Raw genomic sequence first — 24,887 nt, forward strand, 5'->3', positions numbered from 1 at the left:
AATTTTTAGAAAAACGTTATGATATAACATAGCATTAATGCCTGTAAGACTTTTTTCTGTATTTGTATGTAATTATGAGGGGTTATAGCCGATGTTTTATTACAGAAAAATCAATAATCAAAACGTTTTGAATGATCTAAAATCAGTAATATGAGTAAATCTAACGAAACTAGATTTTTGTTTGAGGTGTTTTCTAGTCGGTCTTCTCGCCCCAATGTGTGTATGAAATGCCTGAGATTTAGGGAGAGATTCGCAACTTAATCCTTACTCTATTGACTATGTTTTGACATAAAAAGACCCCCAATAATTGGATGTCCAACTATTGGGGGTCAGTTTAAAAGTTAGGTTTTTTTTATCTATGAAGAGTGGGCTAAAACTTTAATTTGTTTTTACTAAGCCTTCTTCTTTTAATAGCTTCAAAATCGCTTCTGCCCCTTCTTGGCTAGTCTTAGGCTCAATTACCTGACCGCCTTTAGCTTGGGACACTGTTGCTGCTTTAAAGCGATCAGCAGCGGTTTTCGCTTTGATCTTCTTCATACGTTTAGGCTTTTTACGGGCGTCTTCAAAGTTAAAATTCGCCGCATCGGAATCGGCTTCATTATAACCTTGTAGCTTACCCACTTCGGCACGCATAGCTGCGCCATAGGCGGTTTGTCTGGCTTCAGGTGCACTCTCATCTATGATGAGAATACAAGGTGGCTTAACACTTAATGCGCGTCTTGCCCCCCTTGGTAAAGCTTGAGTGATATTCAGCCCTGTTTCTGTTTGCTCCACTTCACAAACTTGGTTAATCACAGGTAGGTCCAAGGATTTTCCGAGTAGGTAGGGCAGCATGCCTGAGCTTTCGCCTCTTTCAGCTTGGCTACCTGTGAGTATGATATCGCTCTTAGTTTGCTTGAAATAAGCGCTAAGAGCAGCCACTGGATCAGAGCTTTGCTCTATCTCAAGGATGCAGACAGGGGCAATAGACATGCCAGCAAAAGACTTAAGCGCATCAGCATCTTGGTAGTTACCGGCATGTAAGCCAAGGCATTGACCTAGCTTTGCGGCGAGTTCAAAGGCTTTAGCGTCTTGCTCTGCACGACGTGTTCGACCAGAAAGCGGGTGTTTACCTAAAGAGAGAAGCGTATGTGTCGTTAGTTGACTAAGCGGCATGTGATTCTCCCTCGCTAACTTCTTGGGCTTGCACTAGTTCAACTAGGGCGTTAAGAATATCAGTACTGTCTGCAATGATGCTCAAATCGGCACGTTTAATCATGTCACATTTGGTATTGGTATTAATGGCAATGACCTTATCTACCTGAGAGATACCTTGAAGGTGCTGTACCGCACCTGAAATCCCCACGGCAATATAGACACGAGCGCTAACCCAAATACCAGATGCACCCACTTGGCGATGTCTTGGCATAAAGCCATCATCCACTGCCACACGGCTTGCACCTTCGGTTGCTCCCAAGACGCTTGCTGCTTGATGGAAAGTATCCCAGTCGCGAATACCATTACCACCAGAGAGAATAAATGGTGCAACAGAAAGGCTAATATCAGCAGGGTTAACTGCTAACATGCCAAGGTCATTAATTAAGGCTTTAGCAGAAACGGCTAATTCAAGCTCATCCAGGGTGCTGGCAGCATGTTGCGTTTCGTCAATCGGATCAGCTACCTCGGCATCAAGCAACATAACTTTGCTTAATGTTTTGGTAAGATCTTGGGTGCCAGCAGAAGCACGACAAATAATGCTGTCTTCTAGTGGCTTCCAGCCGTGAGTCACAGGGCGAGAGTCCAGCTCAGCCGCAAAACGACGGCCTAGATCTGCACCACCATCAATAGAATCTGGGAATAAGAAATGGGCAACATCAAGAGATTGCTCAATTTGTACTAGAGCTTGAATACGGGCTTCTGGCGAGAAACCTTGGTAAATATCGTCATTTAATTCTAATAAACGATCTACTCCAGCATCTTGCCAACCTGTTTCTTTGTGCTCACCAAACGCAATGGCAATAACCGCCGTATTTTCATTCGCGAGACTATGGGCATAACCCAATACATCTTTATCGTGTGATGATAAACGCCCAGCGGCAAGGTCTGGTAATACCACGATATAACGTGTGGGTGATTCGATAATATGTTTCGGTTTTTGCTCTTCAATTTGCATCTGGCTAACAGAGCTGCCAGAGGCCTGATTCAAGTTAGCACGGTCAATACGTTTGATACCGTTTGGCCCCATAAAGCCGATCTTATGAGGGTCCTTTCTGATGACACCGTTAGGCCCCATGGAGATAGCCGTTGCGGTTAGCTCCAAATGCCTTGGGTGTAAACGGTTACGTTTGATTCGCTCTATATGCGGATCAACGCGTTTAACATGATTAGCCATTAATGAACCTCCGCAGGCGCTTGTTTATTAGCCTCAGCAGCATCTTGTATCACTAACTGCTCTACTAATAACTCAGCAATGTCTTTAATTTCTGGCCTAGGTGTTACGACACCTTCTAGCATGAGAGCACATTGAGGACAGGCAACCGCGACTATCTCAGCGCCAGTGGCATTCGCATCATCGATACGCATATCTGGGATACGTTTCTCACCTGGAATATCGGTAATAGGGGCTGCGCCACCACCGCCACAACAGCGTGAACGGAAATTACTTCGTTCCATCTCAACGAAATCTGCACCCATGGATTTAAGCAATGATCTTGGGGCTTCAAATTCGCCATTATAACGACCAAGGTAACAGGGGTCGTGATAGGTCACTTTGCCGCGTAAATCATCCTTTAAGTGTAGACGACCAGACTCGCTTAGTTCGTTCATAAAGGTGGTGTGGTGCAAGACTTTATATTGACCACCTAACTCACCATACTCATTGCCAATAACATGGAAAGAGTGTGGGTCGGCTGTGACTATCATATCAAAGTGATATTGGCGTAATGTGGCAATATTGGCATTAGCAAGACGCTGGAAAGTGGCTTCATCCCCTAAACGGCGGGCTAAATCACCTGAATCTTTCTCTTCATTGCCCAACACAGCAAACTCAACATTAGCAGAGCGTAATAATTTCACGACGGCTCTTAATGTACGTTGACCACGCATATCAAAGGCAGCATCACCCATCCATAATAAAACTTGTGTACGTTTAACGTCTTTCATTAGCGGTAGGTTTTGGTCAGCCGCCCAGTTCATTCTATGGGTTGGGTTATAACCATTCGGGTTATCTGTGGCAATCAAGTTGTCGATAACCTGTGAACCTTGTCCAGGTGTTTGGCCTTTTTCTAAGGTTAAGAAGCGGCGCATATCAACAATGGCATCCACATGCTCGATGAACATAGGGCATTCTTCAACACAGGAGCGGCAAGTGGTACAGGACCAAAGCGTTTCAGGTTCGATCAAACCATTGACGATAGGCTGGTGCATATCCCCTTTATGATCTTTAACTTCGACCCCTTGGTTTTCCGGATAAGGAGAGCCATAGTAATTAGCTTCTGTGGTGGCATCCTGCGCATGGCTCATGCCGATCACAATGTCTTGAATGACTTTTTTCGGATTTAGCGGCTGACCTGCAGCAAAAGCAGGGCACATAGATTCGCAGCGACCGCATTGCACGCAGGCATCAAAGCCTAATAACTGGTTCCATTTAAAGTCAGCAGGCATTTCAACACCGAGTTTGGCGTCTTTATCTACCATAGGGCGATTCAGGTCTAAGGCTTTAAGGCCAGTGGAACGACCGCCGTTGAATCTGTCTTGGCGTGGGTGAAAACCTAAATGCAGTGCACCGGCAAAGGCGTGCTTCATCGGACCGCCCCAAGTCATACCAAATAGCATTTCAGTTAAGCCCATAAAGCTAAAGGCTGAAAGGATCACAACAAGTACCCAGCCAAAAGCATCTGCCGAAATCACACCGGAAGCAGGTAAGGTTAGAATGAAAAAGCTTAGAGAAAAGCTAATCAGGCTTTTAGGTAAACGCATCCAAGGCCCTTTAGATAAGCGGCTTGGAGGATTAATGCGACGTTTAGCAACAAAATACGCACCGACAAACATCATCGCAAGGGAAGCCAGTAAAAGCTTGCCTAAAATCTCTGGTGCAAGGCCAAAGACATACACAAGAATAATCAGCACCATGGATAAAACAAAACCGCCTGCGGTGGCAACATGGGTATTACTTATGTATTTATCACGCTCCACCACATGGTGAAGGTCATTAAGGTAACGAGGAATAATGGCTTTTATCGCAGGGAAAAAAGCAACCGGGTTGTCTTGTCCTTGACGCCACATGTTAATGCGTCGAATGGCACCAATTACCCATAAACTTAGGGTTAGGACAACCAAGAAGGGTAGTAATGAAGGTAATAGCGAATTTAGCATGCTAACTCATCCATCTAAAGAAAAGGGCCTATAAATGTAAGATCTAGGCTCAATTTAGCTGTGTTAAAACTTCCCCTAAACTGAGTAGCAATCTAGAGGAAGGGAGTTAAAGCTGTGTTAAGGTGCTCACCTTAGTGAACACCTAGTAGGCTTTAGATTTCTTTACATAAACGTAATGCGTCATAGATAGCCGCGTGTGTATTTCGCTGTGACACACAGTCACCAATACGGAATAACACCATGCCATCAGCATCTTTAATGGCAGGCTGAAGCTTGCCTTCATAAAGGGCTTCGATGTCCATCTGACCCTTGTTGATAGAGTCTGCTTTTAGCTCGTAGTAAAGCACTTCGTTTGGACGCACACCGTTTTCAACGACAACTTGGTCAATTAAGCGTTCTTCCTGCTGACCTGTGTATTCGTTTTCAAGCAGCGCCACTAACTTGTCACCTTCGCGGTAAACTTTTTCAAGAATCATATCTGAGGTCATGATGACTTCTTTTTGGTACAAGCTTCTGTAGTAAGTCGGGAAGGTCGTACCACCGATACCCACACCTGGTTTAGTATCGTCAGTAACAAGCTCAACTTTCGCACCATTGCTTGATAGGTAATCAGCCGCAGACATACCTGAGAATTCACAGATAGTATCGTAAACCAAGACGTTTTCGCCCGGTGCAACTGTGCCATTTAGGATATCCCAAGAGCTGACAACTAACCCTTCAGCCGCACCCCAATGAGGGTTTTGCTCAAGGAAAGGTGTGCCCCCTGTTGCCAAGATAACAAGATCCGCATTCATATCACGAATCATGGCCGCATCGGCTGCTGTATCCAGTTTTAGATCTACCCCAAGGCGAGCTAATTCAAGTGCAAACCAACGCGTGATACCTGCAATCTGGTCACGTTGTGGTGCTTTCGCTGCGATCGTGATCTGGCCACCTAGTTCTGGTGCTCTTTCAATAAGAGTCACCTTGTGTCCGCGTTCAGCCAGCACACGTGCTGCTTCCATACCCGCAGGACCACCACCGACTACAACCGCATTTTGAATTTTGCCTGTAGTCTTTTCAAATAGGTGAGGCATATCCATGTGTTCACGGGAGGTTGCCGCGTTTTGAATACAAAGTACGTCCAAACCTTGATACTGACGGTCGATACAATAGTTAGCCCCCACACATTGACGGATTTGGTCAACTTGGTTCATCTTGATTTTGGCAATCAAATGAGGGTCAGCAATGTGAGCACGTGTCATACCGACGAAGTCCACATAACCCGCATCTAGAATACGCTCAGCTTGGTTTGGATCTTTAATGTTTTGTGCGTGGATAACAGGCACATCAACAATTTCTTTAATGCCAGCAGCCAAGTGTAGGAATGGCTCAGGCGGGTAACTCATGTTAGGAATAACGTTAGCCAAGGTGTTGTGAGTATCACAACCAGAACCAACAACACCAAAGAAATCAACAAGACCTGTGTCATTGTAGTATTTCGCAATTTCTTTCATATCGTCTTGGTTAAGGCCATCTGGGTGGAATTCATCACCACAGATACGTAAGCCAACAACAAAGTCAGGACCCACTTCTTCACGGACAGCTTTAAGCACTTCCATACCAAAACGCATACGGTTTTCGAAACTGCCACCCCATTGGTCGTCCCTTTGGTTAACACGAGGAGACCAGAATTGGTCGATCAAGTGTTGGTGTACAGCCGATAATTCGACACCGTCTAAACCACCTTCTTTGGCACGACGAGCGGCTTGCGCATAGTCTTTGATGATGCGATGAATTTCTTCTTCTTCGATGACTTTACAAGTAGCACGGTGAACAGGTTCACGAATACCAGAAGGTGAAAGCAGGTTAGACCAGTTACCACCATCCCAACGAGAGCGACGGCCCATGTGGGTAATTTGAATCATGATACGGCCACCGTGCTTATGCACAGCATCCGCTAAATTTTGGAAATGGGGAATAATACGATCGGTAGATAGGTTAACCGAGCTCCACCATCCTTGAGGACTATCAATGGAAACCACACTGGAACCACCACAAATACACAGACCACAGCCACCTTTGGCTTTTTCTTCATAGTATTTAACATAACGGTCGGTTGTCATACCGCCATCAGTTGCATAAACCTCAGCGTGGGCGGTACTGACAATTCGGTTACGAATGGTCAATTTATTAATGTTTAGTGGTTGAAAAAGGGATTCATAAGCCATGTGTACTGTCCTCAAACAAATCGGGCGGACTTTATTCTGTGTCCGCCTCAGTGACTCGTTATATTTATAATAGTAAGTAGATTCGTCAGTGAAATCTTAAATTAGCTAAAACGGCCACCTAGATGGCCATCCAATTTATAGGGGAGTAACTTCAAATAGACCAAACTCAATGCCTTCTTCGGCCGCACACTGGGTTTGAAGCGCTTGAGTTTTCACTTTATAGCCTAAGCTTTGTGCAATCTGATCCATGGCACCGGCAAACCAGCCTGTGAACATGTAATCAACTTTACGGTTAACTTGGCCCATTTGTAGAACAAACGCAGAGTGATCAAGACGAACAGTACAAGTACCCGCTTCTAGATCGATTGACTGAGTTGTAAATATGCCCCAACCACGCTGAGAAAGGCGCTTCATGTAGTGTTCGAATACATCAACACCGCTGATACCGTGACACTCAGCTTCTTTTTCACACCAGTAGTAAGCTGATTTATAGCCTGCTTTATATAGCACTTGTGCGTAAACTTCTGCGCCTAACTCTTCTTCAATACCCATGTGGTTATTGATGAAGAAGTGACGAGGCACATACAGCATAGGTAGTGCGTCGGTTGTCCATACGCCAGTTTCGTCGTTAACTTCGATTGGCATTTCTGGTGCGTGAGTACCTGGTTTTTGTGACATTATTTTTCTCCCCATACATCTGCAAGAACGTTGACCCAGTTTTGGCCCATGATTTTTTCAACTTTAGAATCTGACCAGCCGCGTGCACTTAGGGCGTCAGTTAGGTTAGGGAATTCGCCAATGGTGCGAATACCAAGTGGATTAACGATTTCGCCAAAACGAGTTAGGCGACGAGCATAGCCCTTGTCGTGTGTTAACCACTCAAAGAATTGTTGGTCTTGTCCTTGAGTAAAGTCAGTACCGATACCAACACTGTCTTCACCACAAAGGTTGACGACGTATTCGATTGCTTCGACATAGTCATGGACTGTGGCGTGAATACCCGCTTTAAGGAAAGGTGTGAACATGGTAACGCCAACAAAGCCGCCGTGGTCGGCAATGAATTTAAGTTCTTCATCAGACTTGTTACGTGGATGCTCTTTCAAGCCAGAAGGTAGGCAGTGTGAGTAACAAACTGGTTTCTTAGAAGCTAGGATGACTTCTTCAGAGGTTTTGCTACCTACGTGAGATAGGTCACACATCACACCAACACGGTTCATTTCGGCAACGATTTCATGGCCGAAACCAGATAAACCGCCATCTCTTTCATAACAACCAGTACCCACAAGGTTCTGAGTGTTATAAGCCATTTGCACGATACCCACACCTAGCTTTTTGAAGATTTCCACATAACCGATTTGATCTTCAAATGCGTGAGCGTTTTGGAAACCGTAGATGATGCCTGTTTTACCAAGCTCTTTTGCTTTTAAAATGTCCTTTGTGGAATGAACTTGCATCACCAAATCATTGCTTTCTTCGATGAGGTTGTTCATCTCAACCAAATTATTAACCGTACCTTGAAATCCTTCCCAAACTGACACCGTGCAGTTAGCCGCGGTTAGGCCGCCTTTATGCATGTCTTCGAATAGCTCCCTGTTAACTTTAGCGATAACAAGTCCATCAATAATAATAGAATCCTTGTGTAAGCTGCTCATAAAAGTCTCCGGTTGTAATTTGCTTGTGATGCAAGAGTGTTTGACCTGTGACAAACAAAGCTCAGTTGCATCTTCTTTAGATTGCATCAGTCTGCCACTGCACCTTAATGGTGATCTGCTTAAAAACGACAGAGCTTATCTCGCTTGCGTCAGTACTCATGAATTTGCGTCAATGCCTTATAAAGAGCGGGTTCTAGGTGAGATGGGTTCTTATTTGGTAGGCTTGCAGGGTTGAATAAGGGGCCTTTTTTGCCCATTAGCGTCCTATTTTTGTGTGTTTTCAGTTTGTTTCTTGGGCATTTTTTATCGGAAAAAGAATACGCTAGATTTAGGTTTGTCGTTTATAGGTATATGGAGGGCGCTAATCAAACTTGTCTCTATATTAGCGGTGACTTGTTTAGTATTATTCCAACCCTGTAATTTGAATAAATTAGGAAAATCTCTTGCTACTTTCTTCCCATGATACGGATGAAGATTCTCGACTTACGGTGAAAAAACCGACCTTGTTATGCTTGTATATCGTCTTTTTTGCTTTGATGATTTGCCATTGTTTTGTCGTTATCTTGGTACATAGTTTTGATGTGATGCCAAGTGAGTTCGCTTACCAAGCCCTTTTTAGCAATACCAGCTTTTTAGTAAAGTTTATTGGCAATATATCCTTAGCTAGCTTGGTGTTAATTTCTTTATATCAGATGAAGCAAAGTGCCATTTTTTGGTGTTTAACCTTGCTGATTTTTGACATGAGCTCCATTGTGTTTTGGATATTCACTCAAAACTGGTTAGATGTGGCCGGCAGCCTAGGTGTGACTATTGTCAGTATTGTTTGGGGTGGTTGTTTGACCTGTACTATCTACCTTAAGTATTTAAAGAAGCGGGGAAAACTGCTTTAAACATAAACTTTTTAGGTCTCACCTTTTTGGATTAAGGAAGCTTGTTTATTCATGAAGATCGCTGATGTAAGCCGTAAAACAGGCCTTAGTGCCCATACCATACGTTATTATGAAAAGCAGGGATTGGTTAAAACACCTGCTAAAGATGCCAGTGGTCATAGAGCCTTTAGTGAAAAAGAAGTTGATCTATTAAATTGGGTTGCCTGCTTAAAAAAGTCGGGCATGTCCCTTAATAAAATTAAGACCTATGTTGCTGCTTTTGAAGCAGATGATAGCCCCTTAGCGACGGATATTTTGGAACAACACTTGTTGAAGCTTAAAAATCAGCAAGAAGATATTCATCATTATATTGATGTGACCAGCGAGAAAATTAAACGCTTAAAAGGTTTGACTTAGAGTATGCTCTAACTTGTTAACCTCACTTTATCGCCTTCAGGAGTACATGAACTCCTAGGCAAAATATATAAAGTAGGAGTTAATAAAATGAAACTAGATGTCGCTATTGTGAATGCCTTTGTTACTCAAACTCAGGATGGGAAATCAGTGGGAGGTAACCCTGCTGGAGTTGTGCTTAATGCGGATGATTTAAGTCACGCACAAAAATTGAGCATAGCTAAGCAAGTGGGCTTATCTGAAACCGCATTTGTTTCTTTATCTGATGTTGCGGATTTTAAGTTAGATTTTTTCACACCAACTCGTCAAATAGCCCATTGTGGCCATGCAACCATTGCGACTTTTAATCTGCTTGCTAGTAAAGGTTTAATTCCGCAAGAAAATACCTCAAAAGAAACGATAGATGGTATCCGTGCTGTCTCTGTTACTGATGGGACTGCTTTTATGACGCAACTGGCACCAAGTTATCAAGCCTTACCTGAGTATCAAGCGCGAGTTCTAAGCTCTCTTAACCTAACCTCAGAAGAGGTAAGTGACGAGGCTCTTCTGGTGAATACAGGGAATTCCTTCTTATTAGTCGGAGTGAAGGATAAACAGGCATTAGCCAATATTTCACCTGATTATGATTTGATTCAAACCATCTCTGAAGAGTTAGACCTGATTGGCTATTATGTTTTCAGTCTAGATACCCACCTAGCGTCTTCTGCTGCGACCAGTCGCATGTTTGCTCCGAGGTATGGGATTTTAGAAGAGGCGGCAACTGGCATGGCTGCAGGCCCGCTTGCTTGCTATCTCTATGATCAAAAAAAGGTAAACCAAACAAGCTTCATCATAGAGCAAGGTTATGCCATGAAAGTCCCTTCCCCGAGCCTTTTAAAGGCTGAACTAAAGCTCGAAGATGATGAGATAAAAAGCCTCAGTGTGGGCGGTAGGGCCAAAGTGAGCCGTTGGTTAAGTGTGAATGTTTGAATTGATTAACATGAATTTTTTATCATGGAATAAACTTAAAAGCGTGAAAATCATGGCTATTTAATCTAGCCATGATTTTTACTATCTCTGCTTATATATCCTGAGGAATATTGTTTATAAGCGCATCCATTTCTTCTTGGGACAAAGGTAAGCGTTTAAATTCTTCACCTTGATTTTGCATATTTTCCAAATCCAATACCGCACCAGGTGATATGTCACTGTCACTATTTACAGCGCCTTTAACACTGTATACGACCCAATTTGCACCTTCCATTGATAGCACTAAGTATGATGCATCACTGACAGCTAATAAGCTGTGAGCGGCAATTTGGGATAAGGATGCATAGCCAAGAACTACTCCAGAGCCTAAAGAGTAGGAGCTAGGTATTACAACAGATTTCGATACTTGATAAACGCCATACCCTGCACCGACAGCTGTGGAGGCGACAGTGCCTGTGCCAAGGGTTGCTAGGGCAGCACCACTCCCAATGACATTGGCTGAAGCCGCTGCTGCTTCACCTGCAATATAACTGCTTCCTCCTGCTATCGCTTCTGCGCTAGCAACCGTTGCACCTGTTAGACCACCTGCTACTACAACCCCTGATGAAACAATGGGAACACCTATGTATTTAATGCCTTTACCTGAAGCATAACCAACAGTGGCAACTGACCCTGCCGCGACTTTAGTCCCAGCATATTGAGCACCTGATAATAATGCACCGCCTGTTACTATTGCTCCTCCAGCGATACTTCCACCAAGGGCTTCCGTTGACGATATCACACTGGCAAGAGCGGCATGTCCCGTTGGGGCAACAACATCGTATGCCATGGCTGCACTATTCCAGCTGACTTTAACCGCCAACTCAGCGGCTGAAGATACACCATTTCCAACAAATACAACGGGATAGATAACACCATTGACTGCTACATAAGACAATGCGCCAGTAGTTAATTTTCCAATGGGTTTAATGACTCCTTGCCAAACAACACCATGGATAGCCCATCCTAGAGATTTTAAAACGGCGAGACTGCCATGTTGAGAAGTATCATTTAACTCTTTCTGACTTTTATCTAAAGACTCATTGATATCGTCAAAGTAAGTATCTCGGGTGTCATTTAAAACGTCGGTATATTCAGCTGAGGTTGTTTTTCGCCACTCTTCTATATCTTGTGTGGTTTGACTTAAATCCTGCCAAGTTGTTGTGCTGTCCATGTTATCAAGACGTTTTGATAATTGGTCGGGCAACCTAATATAACCTTGTACAAAACTCTCTTTGCCTTGATCAAATGTCTTTTCAGCTTTTTCAATACTAGATTTGGCTAATGTACTCCCTTTCTGCCATGAGTAATTCAAGGTCTTTTGACTACTTTCTTGTCCGGTCTCATTGATTTCAGAGGCTGCATTAAGCGAGTTTTCTGAGAGCGAATCTCCTGACTCAGACAAGCTATTAGCGATGCTTCTTGAGGAGTCCCATGAGGTACCAATAATCTTATTAGCATGATCATAAGAGTTGTAAATTAATTGAGTCGACCCTGGACGAGAGTGCTCTCTTATCCAGTTTGCAAAATCATTACTTCCTTCAAAAATATCCTTACTAAATTCGTAAGTTTTTTGCGTACCAACACTGACTATTGTGACAGAGTCTTTTGCCGCTTTGATTGACTCTGAAAAGGATTGCTTTGCTTTTAACCCTGTAAGCTCCTTTGCTAGCCCTATTGCATCATTGCCTGCAGGGATAAGCTTAATTGAGGTGTTTGGAATCTGTAATGCACCTTCTTTGTATAGTGATGTATGCCCTTGGGTAACTAGCTTTTTTGTATTTTTTAGTGGGTCAATACTTGCATTTGAACTAGGTGTATTTGAACTAGGTGTATTTGAGCAAGCTAATAAAGTAACGCTTGCAGCACATAATATGATTGGTTTTGTTGCTTGATAAATCATCATAAACGCAAATCCTTTGGCAGTTGATCTAACACTTTATCAATTAAGCTAGGGTCGTCACTTAGTACTTCTAATTTACCAGGGTTCTCTGCTTGTAACTCTTTCAAGTCAATGACACTACCTACAGGAATTGAACCTGGGTCCAGTATTTTCCCTTTATAGCGAATTTCACCATTGAGAGTCGCTAAGGTTAACTTTGGTCCATCCCATACTAGAAATATCGCTGAATTCACAGAACCTAGTAGTAATTGGCTCGGGATAGCGGTTAAAGCGTTATAACCAAGAACAACACCTGATTTTATTTGATTGACAAAAACTTTTGTACTGCCTTTAAATGCATCATAAGTAACTAGTGCACCATACTCTAATGTATCTGATGCTGTTTTAACGGTAGCTTCAGCCGCTCCTGCCACTGGAGCTGAGACATAAGTACCAACTTGATTTACCATTCCAAGGCTAGTTCCGGCTAGGTATGTTAAAGGAACCGAACCTGAAGAAAGTAGAGACAAACTGGTTAAATAGCCTCCCTTTAATGTTGGTGAAACGACTTCGATTGCAGTTTTGCCTGTGTAATACATAGCAAGACCTGCTGACTGAACTGTATTTTTAGTTAGTATGTAGCTACTTGAAAGGGGTAAAAATACGGCTTCACCCGCAATGGTTGCTGTGTACTTTGAAACTTGCCAGCTACTTCCTATTGCGGGTTTGACTATGCCTTTGTAGGTGCCTGAAACATATCCGCTTAGCAGGGTCCATAGGCCTGACATAGAGTTCGCCTCATCTCCAGAATCTAAATAAGCATTTTTAAATTCAGTTTCAGCACTTTCTAAAGCGTCATCCCATTGGGCTAGAATTTGAGGGTCATTCTCCTTATGGAAGGCCTTTAAGCTGTTCCACATTTCAGAATGTTCTTGATAAACCTTGTCTGAATAATTACCGGGTAATTTTTTAATTTCGTTTAAACTTTCCTGACTTGATTGTCCTAAATAGACATAACCTGAAATAACTGATTGCCAAGCTTCAGCTGCTTTCTCTTTACTATATGTCCATTCATCACGAGCGATATTATTGGTTTTATCGAGAATAGTGTCAGTTAATCTTGAGCCTGACTGATAAAGAGACTCACTGGTTTTTTTTGAATCAGTAACATTTTGAGATAAGCCTTCTAAATAGTTATTCGATCTTTCTGTAATTGTTTTTGAGGCTTTTTGAATGGCTTGAAAAGATGAGTCGATACTTTGCTCTTTAGCATAATTTATCGCTTTCTCACTGGATGTGATGATAAACCATCCTTCTTTATATAAGTTTTTTTGGCCTTCTATATTGGCTACTGTCATAGGGATGACATCTTGAATATTTTGCTTGTTAGTTACTTCTGCATGAGCAAAAGGCAAGCAAACTGTATTGATAGTTAACAGCGCAATATTTAATTTCCTATTCACTGATCTTATTCCTTAAGATGGATTCAGTCATCATAATGCCAATAAGTGAACTTGCTTGGAAGCTTTTTGAGAGGGTTAAGCTTTAATAGGTGATGTTTAAACTGATCAAAAACAAGGTGTTAGAGATCAGTTTAAAGGGGGATGTTAAGTATAGATGTGGCTTGTAAAGAACTAAGCTTGGTTTGCTGTGTTAAATCTAAAATTGCCTTTAGCCAACCACTGGTTCAGTACAAGTGCAAACATTATGATGCCAGCACCTAGGCTGAGTCTTAAAATATCTGCATCACGATTCCAGATAATCAGATTCACCAAGATACCTGCTGGAATCAGTAAGTTGTTCATTACCGCAAGAGCGCCTACATTGACCTTGGTTGCTCCCATGTTCCAAGCGAAATAGCCAAGCCCTGAAGCAACTATGCCAAGGTAAATTAGAACGCCCCACTGTAAGTTAGTACTAGGAAGTTTTTCTGGGTTACCAAAAGCCAGGTAGCAAAGGCTGGCGACGATAAAGGCACCAATAAAGAACCAGCCAAACACGGTTTTTTGATCCAAATCTGAATCTTGTAACAGGCGTTTGTAACTAACTTGCCCAGTGGCAAAGCAGAGGTTCGCCATCTGTACGATAAGAAAGCCGGTAATAAAGTTTGCATCTATACCTTGATAACGAATCGCAATAGCACCTGAGGTGGCTATCATGGCGGTGATGAGAAAGCTTAAGTTAAATTTACGATCAAAGGCATCATTTAGAAGTGTGACATAAATAGGGGTCATTACAGTAAATAAGAGAACTTCTGGTACGGATAAATACAAGAAGGAGTGATAATAAAACACATACATTAGGCCTAATTGAATGGCGCCAATTAGCATTAATTTGAGTATGTTTTTAGTCGGAATCTTGCCAAGGCGTAAAAAGGGCAAAAAGACGAGGGTGGCTAATCCGATACGCAGTAATACTGAAAACCATGCATCGACTTGCCCTGCTAAATAAACGCCTATGAGGCTAAAAGAAAAGGCCCAAAGTAGGGTGACGGCAAATAAATAGGGCATGATTTTCATTCCTTTTGAAAGTGTAGGGCGAACTCTAAATGAGAATGATTGCTAAATAAAGCTTTTTGTATAAAGCCCTGTAAATTTGGCTAAGCTGCAAGGTAAGATAATGCTCATCATCCTGATGGCAGCTAGCTTGTGAATAACTACAAACTTCTTCCCGCACTTGTTTCTATTTTACAAACGCGCAATTTAACCGCTTCAGCGGCAGAGCTTAATGTTACTCAATCGGCCATGAGTAAAACCTTGTCGCAAATACGCGAAGCCTTTCATGACAAGATACTCATACGAGAAGGCAATCAGTTTGTACTTACTCAAAGAGGGGAACAGCTTAAAACACAACTGCCTGAATTGATGCAAACTCTTGATGGGCTTTATGCTCCAAACACTATGGAGCTTGAGCTTTGTCAGCGCCGTTTTTCAATTGCCTCCAGTGATTATGTGGCCCAAGCGGTCGTCCCTATGATTACCCGTGAAATGCATGATAAAGCACCTAACGTTAGCCTTGAATTTCAAGCATGGCAGCCATCAAAACTCACAGAGCTTGCTGATACTCAGATAGATCTTGTGACAACTATTGCAGACGAAGTACCTGAGAACCTTCAAGGCAGATGGTTTGCAGAAGATGAACTTGTGGTTATGTTAAGGCAAGACCATCCTATCCTTAATAAACAGCAGGCTTTTAGCCTTGATGACTATTGTCAGAGCAAGCACATTCTTATTAGCGGTGGTGGGGATAAAAATAGTCCGTTAGATCAAGCGCTTTTAGCACAGGGCTTGAAAAGGCAAGTGCTGATTCAAGTGCCATTTTATCAGGCCGCAATTGAATTGGTTTTAAACACGGATGCCTTATTAACCTTGCCTATGCATATAGCGGGAGACTTTGCGCAAAGGCATGATGTGACATTAAGGCGTTTGCCTATCTCGCTTGCCGCCAATCAATACTATCTACTTTGGCATGCTAAGCATCATCATGACCCTGAACATAAATGGTTTCGAGAGCTTTGTACTGGCTTGCTGCAAAAGCATCTGATTCAAACTATTAAAGATGGTGTGAAATTTATTCATGCTAGTTAGTAATAAATGTGATTTTAACTCATGTTTAGAATGTCATAGGATAAGGCATCGAGTGATTTAAGCTGTTTTATGGAGAATGAAGATGAGTTTTAGTACCTGGTTAGGGCTACTTGCGATTTGTTGTTTAGGTGCCATGTCACCTGGGCCGAGTTTGGCCATGGTTGTGCGACATACCCTAGGTGGTGGTCGAGCAAAAGGCATTGTCTGTGCTTGGGCTCACTCTTTGGGGATCGGCTTTTATGCCTTACTAACCTTACTAGGCTTGGCGGCAATTTTAAAACACTCGCCTTTAATTTTTAATGGTATTGCAATATTTGGTGCCCTGTATTTGGCTTGGATAGGTGTACAGGCATTAAGATCAAAAGGTGGGATGTCTGATAAATTGGCGGCGGGCGAAAGCACAAGCTATTTAAAAGCAGCACAAGATGGTATAGCGATTTCTATTTTTAACCCTAAGATTATCTTGTTTTTTTTGGCCTTATTTAGCCAATTTGTCAAAGTGGCAGATGATAATTTAGGTAATGCTCTTGTTGTGCTAACGCCACTGTTAGTGGATGGGCTTTGGTATACAATCATTGCGCTTATTCTTTCTCATAAGGCGGTATTACCTAAGTTGAGAGAGAAGGCATCCCTGATTGATAAACTATCGGGATTGGTGTTAATCGGTTTGGCTAGTCGTGTTATTTTTACGCTCTAGTTTATAGCGAGAGAGCTCTAACTAAGCCAGTCAACCGAAAGGTGACTGGCTTTTGTGTCTTTAACTATTGGCGTTTGCTTCTTGTTTTTTCTCTTGTTCTTTTTCAAAAAGCTCTATGGCGAGTTTTACTTTCTCAGATAGGTCTTCTTCACTTTCTTGATCCGACGTTGAAACTGGCAATACCATGTATTCAATCCCACCATTGGCAAGCTTAATGCTAGTGGCTATTGTCATAGACGACTCAGAGCCTGTGCCGTAATAGTCTGATACCAGATCACCACTTGTTTTGTTGAACTCTAAAAGGTTTTCTTTGGCTTGCGTATTATCAAATAGCAGCATCTTTCCACTATTGGCATAGCGTCTTAAAATCTCATCGGTTTGGGCATCAAAGGGGTAATATGATGAGTCTAAATAAGCAATATCATGTTCTTCGAGAAAACTATCTAAGCGAGCACCTGCTTCGGTATAGCTACTGAGTACTCTAGGTAATGACGCTTCTTCAACGGCTATGTTTTCTGGGTCTATCTGACTTAGCGCTTCTTGCGCTAATAAGTCATCAGCTATCTTGTCTGATTTCAGTTCATTCGTGATAAAGCCCGTCGTGGTTTCTGAGGTTAGATCTGTTTGCTTTAACGGTTTTTTCTGAACCAAATTAGGGGATGATTCTTGGTTATTTGCTTGGCCATTAGAGAGTAATCTAGTGGCTAAACTCGCCCCTAGAGTGAGGCAGAGAGCTAAAACTACCCAAAATGATTTTGAACCTGTGTTAATCCGCATTGTGGCTCCATGAGATATTTACTTATCCGTTTTATCAAAGAGCAAGAGAACACATCTTCTCTTGCTCTTACGCAAACTCGTGTGTGGGAGACGAGTCTTGTTTTTAGTGATAGAGACTATCGCTCCAACCTATGCTGACAACTCTTTCAGCAGCAGAGGTTTGGCTATAGTCTGAATGGTTTTTCCAGCTAAAGTTTGAGTAGAAGGTGCACCAGTCACGGGCGAAGTGATAATGGGTTTTAGTCCAAGCGGCCCTTAGACCTAAACGGGTATTACTTTGTCCGTCTGTGACTGAATCTTTACGATAAAGGACAGAGGCTTCAGGTCTAAAGTCTGAACGCATCACAACGGGTAACTCATTTGTTGGAATGAGGTTGTTAAAGTTACATTTTCCTAAATTCGTCCAAGCATAGATTAAGTTATTTTTAGGGGGCGTTTTGTGTCTAATCGACTGATTTTGAATATTCCAAGTGATAGCGTTTTGATTCTGATTATAATCGGCGATAGTGGTAAATTCAGCCTGATCATAACGTACACTCGTACTCCAAGATGCACCGCCTGAAATAACCGGTATTTGCCCTGAGGTGATACCAAGACTAAATTCAGAGGTTTCAGAAACCGAAGCAGAACTAATGGTATTAGAAGGCTTGTGATCCCAATGCCTTACATTTGCCCCATCATGATAATTTACTTTTAGTTGAAAAGAGGTGGGGATGGAATAGCGATAGTCTGCTGAAGTACCGTATTCATAAAGCGTGGTTCTTTGGGGAACATTCGTCATATCAAAACCAGATCCGCCGGATAAAACTAATTTAACCTCTTTAATAGATTCTGGAATATGATCTAAATTCCAAGCATTTTGAACCGCATAAAGTAATCTGATTCTTTTATTATTGGCATCAGTGTCATCTAAATCATATAAGGTTGATGTATAAGATTTAATTGTATCAGCTGCAATCGTTAAACTACTTACCGAACTTAATGAAACAGCCAATATACCTAAAAAAATTGTGGGTTTAATTTTTTGCATTTATCTCTTCCTTGTTTTCAGCATTGAAAGAATTGACTCAAAAAGTCAATCGCTTTTAAAGACTAAAAGCCTTTAAATCAGAAATAAGTTGTTCAATGCTAGAAATTGATGCTCTCTGCTTTTTGCTTGTATTGTGCAGAATTATCAAAAACATGCAGTTTTAATGTATTTAATTTGGTTTTTGAGCATTGATCTTGTAAGGATTGTGTAAGTAAAAAAGAGAGATGTCTAGACCAAAAAAACTAATTAATAATTAATTTTATTATTTCACATAATGATATTTTATAAGTTACTGATTTTAAAAATATAAAAAACATTTAAATAAAATGTGAATTTTTTAATTATTTTAACGTTCAGTTTGCAGTGAGAGTTTTTGAATAGTTTTTCTATATAAGTCTTTAGATAAACTGAATGGGTTATAAGGATTACTTTCTTTATGATAGGTTTTATTTATTTAAAAATGCTTACCTTCTTTATATTAGAAGGAGGTGAAGTGTATTTTTCCCCTTATCAGGAAGAGAGGTTTTCTAATATGTCGTTAAATAGAAAGAGTATGTCGTACTTATTATCTGACTTTAGATGTAATCTCTAGGGAAGCTGCTTACATTACTTCAAAGTAATGTCTCGTGTGATAACTTTTCCCCATATGGCTTAGAAGAACAGACTGAGAGGAGGTGACTTATTCGCAGGTTCCTTAGCATTGATCCCAAATTGCATCCACCCACTGGCTATTATCAATAAAAGGGTTTCGATTACCTTGTAGTTCTTGCACTCTATTATTACGCCTTTTTTCAAATGTGGTGACAGGGAAAGATTGGTTCCATTTCACCAAGGTACATAAGTCGCCTATCCAAGGCTGACCTGTTTGTTTTAGGTTAGTATCTTTAAGGTAGAGGTCTGGCATTTTTTCTTGTCCGCTATTGTCTCTAAGCTCATATCGGGTTGCCATATAAAATACCATACGTGCAACCTGGCCTTTCGCTCTATCACTTGGCTCAAAAGATTGATTTTTCTTATCGACAAAAGTGCCGCTGGCTTGTTTAGTGCCATCTGCTTTTTTATCCATGAAAGGCTTACCGCCTTCGTCATAACCATAATTGCTATGGGCGCCATTGATATTACGATCAGCAGGCCTTAGGTGATGTAAATCTGTATAGCCATCTTGGCTTTGCTTTTTAAAGCCGCGTGACTTTGGCCAAACATGTTCTCTATCCCAACTATCGGCCGTGCCTTTACCGCGATTAGCTTGGTTAATATGGCGGGTTTCATCTAAATATAATAGCTGGATTAAGCCGCATTTAGGCTTGTGTCTTGGGCAAGCGGAGTCTGTATAAGTGAGGGCTTCCCATACATCTAGGTGTTTGCCATCGTACCAGTCAGTGTTCTTACTACGGGTATATTTAAGCGGTTTCTGACCATCAATAATGTCATGTAATTTATCTTTCAAAGCACTAGAGGTGAGGCCTTCCGTCCCCGACCAATACTGCTTGAGTGATTCCCCTTTAGACGCTGAGAAAGGGGTTTCAAATAAGGTTGCGCTAAAAGCAGGAGAAATCTGAGAAAAGGCTAATAAAATAATTAAGCGGCTAAATATGGCCAAATTTGGAGAGAGGTGTTGCTTCATTTGAAAACCTTTTAATCATGAATAAATGAAAGCAATCAATAGCGTTAAGCGCTGTCATTGATTGACTTATAACTATCCATGTAAAAAGTTCACGCACGTAAAAAAGCCCCATCCAAGACTTTTCTCTACTCTATATTCCCCTAAAGAGGTGTTAGTAGCTGGCGCAATATAACCATAAAAAAGCCGATTGAAAAGGCTAAAGATAAAGCTTTTGTATAGGTATTCATTTTCAAACTTGGTATAACGGCTGGCTCTGATTTGATTAAAAGTAAGCGTAAAAAAACTCTTTCAATAAAAAGCTAATTAAGACATGAAATTAGCCTCCAATATTGAGAAAACGGCACTTTATATATAGATGACTGAAAAGCTATTTCTGTTACGCATTTTTTGTTTAATTTTTCTTAGTCCTCTCCAAGAGAGGAGTGTCTTTTATCTATTTTGACAACTAAGGAAAAATAACAATGCGAATGACTCTGCTTAAAAAATACCTATTACCCGCTTCTTTCATCGGCTTTACCTGCTTCTATCAAAGCTCGGCTTACGCTCTTTGTGGCTTAACTGAATATGAGTTTTCAGCGACAGGCACTAAAAGCTCTAAAGGGTATGATTATCAAGAGAGTGGGGCTCCCAGCTATGAAAGTGCTGATTCAGGGAGTTTTGACTTAGTGGTTTATAATATTGATGGTTTTCCAGAATGTATCGGAGGGAACTCAAAATCTGATTTGAAAGAGCTCCTTAAAAGACTTGAAAGTGAAAACTATAATCTAGTTTTGATGCAGGAAATGTTCAGTGAGTCTAAACACGACTTGGTAAAAGATGAAGGTAGACTCAGTAAGCAAGCTTACCCATATCGTTCGAAACATTGGCGTGGGGGCATGACATCTTATGGTGATGGGCTACTGCGTTTATCCGACTTTCCTTTTGATATGGCCAATCGAGATAACAATGATTACAGCTTAGACTCTAATGAGTTTGAAGAGTATACCGCTTGTCACGGTAGCTTATTTGATAACAGCCCAGATTGCTGGACAGAAAAGGGTTTTAGTGTGGCAGTACATGAAATCACTCCAGACTTTGCTGTGCATGTTTATAACACTCATATGAATGCCGGCCGAGATGAAGATGATTATAACGCTCGTCGTAAGCAGTTTTTACAGTTGGCCGACTTTATTAATAGTTATTCTGCCAATACGACTGTGATCATGGGAGGAGACTTTAATAATAAGTGGTCTGATTATCCATTTGCTGATGAACAGCGACAAGTTTGGGAGATGTTCTTATCTACCACTGGCATGAGGTTAGCGTGTCAGGACTTTATAGAAAGCACGGATGACAGCATAGCTAACTGCGCAACTAGCTCGAGTGAAAGCACGGACCAAGTAGCTTATTTGAATCGTGATTTTGCATCTTACCAGCTCGAATTGGCTGAGTATGAAGAGTTGGATACCTTCACTGAATTAAGTGACCATGAACCTATTCGAGCTAAGTTTAATTGGTATAAAAAGGACTAATCTTACGCTTTAGCTCACTCAAATTTTGTCTCCTTTCTGATATAAGTCAGCTGTAAAAAAGTTAACTTTTTATGGCTGATACTTTATCCATTTAATAAAACAAAAATACTTCTCACTCGATTTCTGGCATTCAATAAATGGCGTATATTTACTTTATATCTGTATCTTTGTGTAAATATTAATTTATTTAATCCTACTTAAGTTCAGAATTAAGCTAATTTTTATGTCATAAATTAAAGTGATTTCTCTCATAATTGTAAATAATCGTAATGCTTTTATAATTATTTATTTCTTAATAATCAATTGGTTAATATTTTTTAAAGTTTTAGAAAGGCGATTTTTATCGCTAATTTAACCTTACATTTACCTTGGTTTCTATCAAGATAGATAAAGTTTTCTTATACTCTCTATCCTTCAATTTAAATGTGAAGAAATGTGACAATATTTGTATTGGAAAAATATAAAACTGAGCGCTTATTTAAATGCGTACTGGAGATAAATTTTATTCACTAGGTTTGATTCTATTTTCCGAAAAACCTTTCATTGCTAAAGGATGTTGAAATGAAAATTAAAACACGTCTTATCGCTATCCTCATTGCGATTATGTTACTCATGTTAACTGCCATCATTAGTCAAAATATCGCCACCTTTAAAAACGAAGATCAAAAGCTCAGTAGTCAAACACGTTATCTCTCTTATCTCCTCGCTGACGAATTTAGACACACCTCCATGGACTTAACTCGATTAAGCCGCACTTATGTTAAAACTGGCGACAAAAAGTATTTTGATGCCTACTGGGAAATAGTTAATTGGCGTGCTGGTAAAGCCAAAAGACCAAGCGAATTTCACCCTAAGCTTTATCCAGGGCAAGTGAAGAAGCAAAGTGAAATAATGGCCGAGCTTAACTTTTCTAAACAAGAATTAGACCTTTTAGCGCAAGCGGCAAGTAATTCTAATTTATTGATAGATACTGAAACTCAAGCTATGGAATCCATTCGTACAGGCAAGATAGTGTCTGGTCCTTTTGCCCCTAAAACAGGTGAATCGGTTGAAGACTTTGCTGCCAGAATTGTATTTGATCAGCAGTATCACAAAGAAGTAAAAGCCATATTTGTGCCAGTAAATGCCTTTTTCGAAGCCTTAGACCAACGTACGGCAGAGCATCTAGCTGACTCACAAGATGCGGCCTCATTATGGTTAAAAGCCAGTTTTGCTAGCCAAATTATTGTTGCCTTGCTCATTATTAGTTTGATCTTTTTCATTATGCAGGCGCTGTTTAAGCCTTTACAGTCAGCAATAAATGCCATGCTTAATATCGGAGAGGGGGATGGTGACTTAAGTAAGCGATTGCATGAAGTGGGTAGTAATGAACTGTCGAGTTTAGGTCGAGGCTTTAACCTCTTTGCCAATCAAATACAGCATGTTGTGATTGAGTTAAGGCATGTGATCGACGATATATCCTCTTCTTCTAGCCAATTAAGTGCGACTGCTAATTCAACAGATAAGGCGGTTGCAGAGCAAAAGGTGGGGATAGAGCAATTGTTAGTTGCTCTAGAGCAAATATTGCCAGCGGTGCAAGAGGTTGCATCGAATGCGGCGAAAGGGGCTGAATTAGCGAATAACTCGGATAAGGCTGCCACTAATGGACTCGCCGTAGTGGATGCCAGTATCGATAATATTAACTTGCTGCAAAGTGATATTGATACCGCCTCAGGGGTGATAGACAGGTTAGCAAATGACTCGGATGCCATAGGCTCTGTATTGGATGTGATTCGAGGAATCGCGGATCAAACAAACCTGCTAGCACTTAATGCTGCCATTGAGGCCGCCAGAGCTGGCGAGCAGGGTCGAGGCTTTGCCGTCGTTGCAGACGAAGTGCGAACATTAGCGAAACGCACTCAAGATTCCACGTCAGAAATACAGATCATGATAGAAAAGCTACAGCATGGAGCAAAAGAAGCAGTTGAAAGAATAGCCTTTAGTAAGGAGCGTGCTATTGCTTGTGTTGAAAACAGCAAGGAATCAGGTGATGCCTTAAATGAGATCACCCAGTCTGTGGCTTCTATTAGCCAAATAAACCACCAGATCGCGGCCGCAACCGAAGAGCAGAATAATGCCATTGAAGAAATACGTCGTACGGTAGAAGTGATTAATGAACATGTGGAAGAAACCGCAGCAGGTTCACGAGAAACGGCCAGTAATAGTCAGCACACCACTGAGTTGAGTAGCAAGATTCAGCTATTAGTGGGTAAGTTTAAAACGGAATAGTGCTGATTAAAAAACTAACCGGGGTTTAAGAGCAGTTTTAAAAGCAGAATAGGGTTGAGTGGCATCTTATTCTGCTGTACCAAACCATTTTTCATGTATCTGCTTTAATCTGCCTTGTCTCATTAAGCGTCGCTTACCAAGGTCGAAATCTGCGAGTAAGGCTTTGGCATTGGGGTTAGTTTTCAAGGCTGCTAGGTACTCATTAGAACTATCAAAGGCTGGCATCTTTTTAAACTTACCCTGCCAATTCTCTTGCTTAAGGGTGTAATCCCAATTTGTCTCATAACCCAAAAAGCCATCAAGGTGTTTCGCCTCTAGCATTTTAAACCCTTGGGTGATGGTGGTGATCTTGATGATATTAATATCCTTTACGGCATCCCATTTATCACCATAGTTAAAGCCTCGCTTTACACCAATAGAGAGGTTTTTTAATGATGTTAAATCTTGCCATTCTAAAGCAGAGTCTTGGTTCACATATACTTTAAATTTAGCGCTATTAATCGCTTCTTCTGAAAAATGAAAGGTGTTAAGTCTTTCTGAGTTAATCCCTGTCGGAAAGAGAATATCGGCATTACCTGATTTGACAGTTGATACCGCCCTTGCCCAAGGGACAATCTTAAGCTGTATTGTGTAGCCCATTTCTTGAAAACTTTCACGCAGCACATCCCAGCTATAGCCAAGAAAACCAACGGCATCTTCGCCTAGGTGAATAAGTTGATCACTTTGATAACCTTCATCAGCCATACAATAAGGTGCGTAATCAAACAGGGTCACAATCTTGATGGTTTTATACTTAGCAAAGGCTGGGTTTATCAGGATAAAAAAAAGGCAGGCAATAACAGATAGAAACTTAATAGAATTAAAGCATCCTGGAATTTTAGTTTGCTCAAAAATGAAATTGGACTGACTAGATGGCATCACTAATTAGCTCCTTGTTTTCTTTCATTGAGTGCAGGACCTGTCGGAATCTAAGCGATAAACTTTGTTATTAAGACACAGCTTAAT

At 41.2% G+C, this 24,887-nt stretch carries 20 protein-coding genes; 7 read left to right on the plus strand and 13 right to left on the minus strand.

All coding sequences use genetic code 11. The annotated features are described in order from the left end of the window. Positions 1–378 precede the first annotated feature (378 nt). The 6 genes from TW85_RS06040 to TW85_RS06065 all read right to left on the minus strand — a co-directional run bounded on the left by TW85_RS06040 (position 379) and on the right by TW85_RS06065 (position 8,215). Complete coding sequence (locus tag TW85_RS06040; protein ID WP_046016196.1) at positions 379–1,155, minus strand: hypothetical protein; 777 nt, start codon at positions 1,153–1,155, stop codon at positions 379–381. Next, positions 1,145–2,371: an electron transfer flavoprotein subunit alpha/FixB family protein gene (locus TW85_RS06045; RefSeq protein ID WP_046016197.1), complete on the minus strand. Its 1,227-nt coding sequence runs from the start codon at positions 2,369–2,371 to the stop codon at positions 1,145–1,147. Before TW85_RS06045 ends, TW85_RS06040 begins: the two co-directional genes overlap by 11 nt. Next, positions 2,371–4,353 carry a (Fe-S)-binding protein gene (locus tag TW85_RS06050; protein ID WP_046016198.1) on the minus strand — a complete coding sequence of 661 codons (1,983 nt, stop codon included), beginning with the start codon at positions 4,351–4,353 and terminating at the stop codon, positions 2,371–2,373. Before TW85_RS06050 ends, TW85_RS06045 begins: the two co-directional genes overlap by 1 nt. A 152-nt stretch (positions 4,354–4,505) precedes the next feature. Then, the gene (locus TW85_RS06055) at positions 4,506–6,563 is read right to left on the minus strand and encodes an NADH:flavin oxidoreductase (RefSeq protein WP_046016199.1); all 2,058 of its coding nucleotides are present in this window, start codon (positions 6,561–6,563) and stop codon (positions 4,506–4,508) included. Between the two features lie 135 nt (positions 6,564–6,698). Further along, complete coding sequence (locus TW85_RS06060) at positions 6,699–7,241, minus strand: DUF5943 domain-containing protein (protein WP_046016200.1); 543 nt, start codon at positions 7,239–7,241, stop codon at positions 6,699–6,701. After that, the gene (locus tag TW85_RS06065; RefSeq protein WP_046016349.1) at positions 7,241–8,215 is read right to left on the minus strand and encodes a dipeptidase; all 975 of its coding nucleotides are present in this window, start codon (positions 8,213–8,215) and stop codon (positions 7,241–7,243) included. Before TW85_RS06065 ends, TW85_RS06060 begins: the two co-directional genes overlap by 1 nt. Positions 8,216–8,658: 443 nt before the next feature. On the opposite strand from TW85_RS06065, the gene TW85_RS06070 reads away from it, so the two are divergent. The 3 genes from TW85_RS06070 to TW85_RS06080 all read left to right on the plus strand — a co-directional run bounded on the left by TW85_RS06070 (position 8,659) and on the right by TW85_RS06080 (position 10,467). After that, positions 8,659–9,105 (plus strand): hypothetical protein, encoded by a 447-nt coding sequence (locus tag TW85_RS06070; RefSeq protein WP_046016201.1) that lies wholly within the window; start codon positions 8,659–8,661, stop codon positions 9,103–9,105. 51 nt (positions 9,106–9,156) lie between these two features. Then, positions 9,157–9,501 carry a MerR family transcriptional regulator gene (locus TW85_RS06075; RefSeq protein ID WP_046016202.1) on the plus strand — a complete coding sequence of 115 codons (345 nt, stop codon included), beginning with the start codon at positions 9,157–9,159 and terminating at the stop codon, positions 9,499–9,501. Between the two features lie 87 nt (positions 9,502–9,588). Continuing rightward, a complete protein-coding gene (locus TW85_RS06080) occupies positions 9,589–10,467 on the plus strand; it encodes a PhzF family phenazine biosynthesis protein (protein WP_046016203.1) in 879 nt (292 codons plus the stop codon). A gap of 91 nt (positions 10,468–10,558) precedes the next feature. On the opposite strand, the gene TW85_RS06085 is transcribed toward TW85_RS06080, so the two are convergent. The 3 genes from TW85_RS06085 to TW85_RS06095 form a co-directional block, all read right to left on the minus strand. Continuing rightward, positions 10,559–12,412, minus strand: a complete 1,854-nt coding sequence (locus TW85_RS06085) for a hypothetical protein (RefSeq protein WP_046016204.1) — start codon at positions 12,410–12,412, stop codon at positions 10,559–10,561. Beyond that, a complete protein-coding gene (locus TW85_RS06090; protein WP_046016205.1) occupies positions 12,409–13,851 on the minus strand; it encodes a hypothetical protein in 1,443 nt (480 codons plus the stop codon). The genes TW85_RS06085 and TW85_RS06090 overlap by 4 nt, the downstream gene beginning before the upstream one ends. 171 nt (positions 13,852–14,022) lie before the next feature. Beyond that, complete coding sequence (locus TW85_RS06095) at positions 14,023–14,898, minus strand: carboxylate/amino acid/amine transporter (protein WP_046016206.1); 876 nt, start codon at positions 14,896–14,898, stop codon at positions 14,023–14,025. A 138-nt stretch (positions 14,899–15,036) separates the two neighbouring features. Between TW85_RS06095 and TW85_RS06100 the strand changes: the two genes are divergently transcribed. Continuing rightward, positions 15,037–15,975, plus strand: a complete 939-nt coding sequence (locus tag TW85_RS06100; protein WP_046016207.1) for a LysR family transcriptional regulator — start codon at positions 15,037–15,039, stop codon at positions 15,973–15,975. Between the two features lie 82 nt (positions 15,976–16,057). Beyond that, positions 16,058–16,672 (plus strand): LysE family translocator, encoded by a 615-nt coding sequence (locus TW85_RS06105; protein ID WP_046016208.1) that lies wholly within the window; start codon positions 16,058–16,060, stop codon positions 16,670–16,672. Between the two features lie 60 nt (positions 16,673–16,732). On the opposite strand, the gene TW85_RS25335 is transcribed toward TW85_RS06105, so the two are convergent. The 3 genes from TW85_RS25335 to TW85_RS06120 all read right to left on the minus strand — a co-directional run bounded on the left by TW85_RS25335 (position 16,733) and on the right by TW85_RS06120 (position 20,103). Then, positions 16,733–17,449, minus strand: coding sequence for a hypothetical protein (locus tag TW85_RS25335; protein WP_052701929.1), 717 nt, complete (start codon positions 17,447–17,449; stop codon positions 16,733–16,735). A 103-nt stretch (positions 17,450–17,552) separates the two neighbouring features. After that, positions 17,553–18,479 carry a leukocidin family pore-forming toxin gene (locus TW85_RS06115; protein WP_157196898.1) on the minus strand — a complete coding sequence of 309 codons (927 nt, stop codon included), beginning with the start codon at positions 18,477–18,479 and terminating at the stop codon, positions 17,553–17,555. Between the two features lie 694 nt (positions 18,480–19,173). Then, positions 19,174–20,103, minus strand: a complete 930-nt coding sequence (locus TW85_RS06120) for an endonuclease (RefSeq protein ID WP_046016209.1) — start codon at positions 20,101–20,103, stop codon at positions 19,174–19,176. Positions 20,104–20,564: 461 nt separating this feature from the next. Between TW85_RS06120 and TW85_RS06125 the strand changes: the two genes are divergently transcribed. Both TW85_RS06125 and TW85_RS06130 read left to right on the plus strand, forming a co-directional pair. Then, the gene (locus tag TW85_RS06125; protein ID WP_046016210.1) at positions 20,565–21,614 is read left to right on the plus strand and encodes an endonuclease/exonuclease/phosphatase family protein; all 1,050 of its coding nucleotides are present in this window, start codon (positions 20,565–20,567) and stop codon (positions 21,612–21,614) included. A 561-nt stretch (positions 21,615–22,175) separates the two neighbouring features. After that, complete coding sequence (locus tag TW85_RS06130; protein WP_046016211.1) at positions 22,176–23,882, plus strand: methyl-accepting chemotaxis protein; 1,707 nt, start codon at positions 22,176–22,178, stop codon at positions 23,880–23,882. 66 nt (positions 23,883–23,948) lie between these two features. Here TW85_RS06130 and TW85_RS06135 read toward each other — a convergent pair whose 3' ends face one another. After that, positions 23,949–24,800 (minus strand): transporter substrate-binding domain-containing protein, encoded by an 852-nt coding sequence (locus TW85_RS06135; RefSeq protein ID WP_052701931.1) that lies wholly within the window; start codon positions 24,798–24,800, stop codon positions 23,949–23,951. Positions 24,801–24,887 lie beyond the last annotated feature (87 nt).

The organism is Marinomonas sp. S3726, from assembly GCF_000967665.1.
Classification (GTDB): Bacteria; Pseudomonadota; Gammaproteobacteria; order Pseudomonadales; family Marinomonadaceae; genus Marinomonas.

Bases quoted from the DNA above. Each gene is read 5' to 3' on its own strand.
- TW85_RS06040 (WP_046016196.1), bottom strand. From the start codon at position 1,155: ATGCCGCTTAGTCAACTAACGACACATACGCTTCTCTCTTTAGGTAAA.
- TW85_RS06045 (WP_046016197.1), bottom strand. From the start codon at position 2,371: ATGGCTAATCATGTTAAACGCGTTGATCCGCATATAGAGCGAATCAAA.
- TW85_RS06050 (WP_046016198.1), bottom strand. From the start codon at position 4,353: ATGCTAAATTCGCTATTACCTTCATTACTACCCTTCTTGGTTGTCCTA.
- TW85_RS06055 (WP_046016199.1), bottom strand. From the start codon at position 6,563: ATGGCTTATGAATCCCTTTTTCAACCACTAAACATTAATAAATTGACC.
- TW85_RS06060 (WP_046016200.1), bottom strand. From the start codon at position 7,241: ATGTCACAAAAACCAGGTACTCACGCACCAGAAATGCCAATCGAAGTT.
- TW85_RS06065 (WP_046016349.1), bottom strand. From the start codon at position 8,215: ATGAGCAGCTTACACAAGGATTCTATTATTATTGATGGACTTGTTATC.
- TW85_RS06075 (WP_046016202.1), top strand. From the start codon at position 9,157: ATGAAGATCGCTGATGTAAGCCGTAAAACAGGCCTTAGTGCCCATACC.
- TW85_RS06080 (WP_046016203.1), top strand. From the start codon at position 9,589: ATGAAACTAGATGTCGCTATTGTGAATGCCTTTGTTACTCAAACTCAG.
- TW85_RS06085 (WP_046016204.1), bottom strand. From the start codon at position 12,412: ATGATGATTTATCAAGCAACAAAACCAATCATATTATGTGCTGCAAGC.
- TW85_RS06095 (WP_046016206.1), bottom strand. From the start codon at position 14,898: ATGCCCTATTTATTTGCCGTCACCCTACTTTGGGCCTTTTCTTTTAGC.
- TW85_RS06105 (WP_046016208.1), top strand. From the start codon at position 16,058: ATGAGTTTTAGTACCTGGTTAGGGCTACTTGCGATTTGTTGTTTAGGT.
- TW85_RS25335 (WP_052701929.1), bottom strand. From the start codon at position 17,449: ATGCGGATTAACACAGGTTCAAAATCATTTTGGGTAGTTTTAGCTCTC.
- TW85_RS06115 (WP_157196898.1), bottom strand. From the start codon at position 18,479: ATGCAAAAAATTAAACCCACAATTTTTTTAGGTATATTGGCTGTTTCA.
- TW85_RS06120 (WP_046016209.1), bottom strand. From the start codon at position 20,103: ATGAAGCAACACCTCTCTCCAAATTTGGCCATATTTAGCCGCTTAATT.
- TW85_RS06125 (WP_046016210.1), top strand. From the start codon at position 20,565: ATGCGAATGACTCTGCTTAAAAAATACCTATTACCCGCTTCTTTCATC.
- TW85_RS06130 (WP_046016211.1), top strand. From the start codon at position 22,176: ATGAAAATTAAAACACGTCTTATCGCTATCCTCATTGCGATTATGTTA.
- TW85_RS06135 (WP_052701931.1), bottom strand. From the start codon at position 24,800: ATGCCATCTAGTCAGTCCAATTTCATTTTTGAGCAAACTAAAATTCCA.